The sequence below is a fragment of the Pseudoalteromonas sp. SR45-5 genome (assembly GCF_014163565.1).
GTDB classification, from domain to species: domain Bacteria; phylum Pseudomonadota; class Gammaproteobacteria; order Enterobacterales; family Alteromonadaceae; genus Pseudoalteromonas; species Pseudoalteromonas distincta.
The window spans coordinates 1-1,449 of the sequence record NZ_JACJDN010000821.1 but is presented as its reverse complement, the minus strand read 5'-3'; the positions used below and the strand labels follow the sequence as shown (position 1 = coordinate 1,449).

General features: G+C 37.3%; 1 protein-coding gene. It reads right to left on the bottom strand.

From position 1 onward, the window contains the following. Positions 1–32 precede the first annotated feature (32 nt). Entirely contained in the window at positions 33–1,205 is a 1,173-nt protein-coding gene (locus H5072_RS19345) for a polysaccharide lyase family 7 protein (RefSeq protein WP_024605063.1), read from the bottom strand. Between the last annotated feature and the right edge of the window lie 244 nt (positions 1,206–1,449).

Sequence of the window (1,449 nt, the reverse complement as noted above, 5' to 3'; positions counted from 1 at the left end):
ACTCAATTGAGTGGCCATAATTAAGTGGCTACTTAGTTTGTTTGACGGGTATAAGTAACATTAGTCATTGTTACTTTTGATTGGGTAATGCCTAAATCTTCAAAGCAATTTTTGAATGAATTAGAGTTACCTGCTTCACCGCATTTATCTAGAGTATTTGGATCTTGAGACTGTAAGTAGTTACCAAACTTAAAGTAAGATTCAGAATCATCTTCTACAGGAATACCAAACGAATTACCTAGTGCACTTACATCTACATCGCCGTAATTATTTACCACTCGCAAGTTAAATGACTCACCGCTTGTAATAGTACCTAGCGCAAATTTTTCTTCATTGCCACTGGTATTACGCAAACGAACATAGACATCAAAAATGCCATTACCCGCTACGCTGTCGTTAAAACCTGATTCATCAGTATCTGAAACATACACTTTAGAAATAGTCCCAGTATCGCTGGCGTGGTGCTGTGAAATAATTGTTTTACCGCCATCAGACATTTCAACTTTTACAGTTGCTTCAAATACTTCGTAAGACTGTGTCATGGCAACACGCAAGCTTTCTTTTACCTTGTACTCATGACGCCAGCCATTCCCGTTAGGCGTAATATGCTGTGCCTCCAAAGGTACAAACACTAACGTACTATCGTTAACTAACGGGTTAGGGCTATCCCCTTCTAAATCAAAAACACTACCACTTGTAATGCTGCTTGGAATCGTTGTACCGTCTCCAGATCCTGCACCATCATCAGTGCCACCGCCATTATTACTGCCCTCAACTAATGTAAAATTATCAAAGCGTACATCACTTGAGCTATTGTAATGCTTAGCAAATACTTGCAGTGAATTGGTATTCGCTGAAGTAAACGTTTTAGTTACCTTAGTCCAAGACGATACATCAAAGGTTTTGTTTTTAAATAAACCGTTTAAGTCGTTAACCCCAATCTGCCCTTTACCAAGTACATAAGCACTTAACGTATATTCAGTGTTTGGCTGAATATTTACTAATTGATAAACACGTGCAGGACTACCCTGAATTTTTAACGATTTAGATCCGCTATATGCATCAGATGAAATAGCCGCTGGCTCAGTTTCGTTCCAACTACTAAAACCGCTTTCAAAGCCAGGGTTATTAATAGTTGCAGCGTGAGATAACGCTGAGGTTGCAGTAATTGCAGTGCAAATAAACAATTTCTTGTGGTTAATCATTATCTTTATTCCTTTAAACCTGAACATAAAAACAACCTAACTACTTAGGTTAGTGAAATTCACTAACACTTAGATCTTACCGCTATACAGGTTTTTAATTGTGTATGAATAGTAATGGTAATTTAAATGGCAAAAAAAACTTACCAATTAACATTACCAAAAAGCATGCCCGAAGGCGGGGTAAAGGTTATATTTATTATTACCAATATGTCAACACAGTGTGGTACAGCAAATAAGTATTACT

Excerpts from the sequence above, each read along its gene's own strand:
- H5072_RS19345 (WP_024605063.1), bottom strand. The coding sequence starts at position 1,205 with ATGATTAACCACAAGAAATTGTTTATTTGCACTGCAATTACTGCAACC.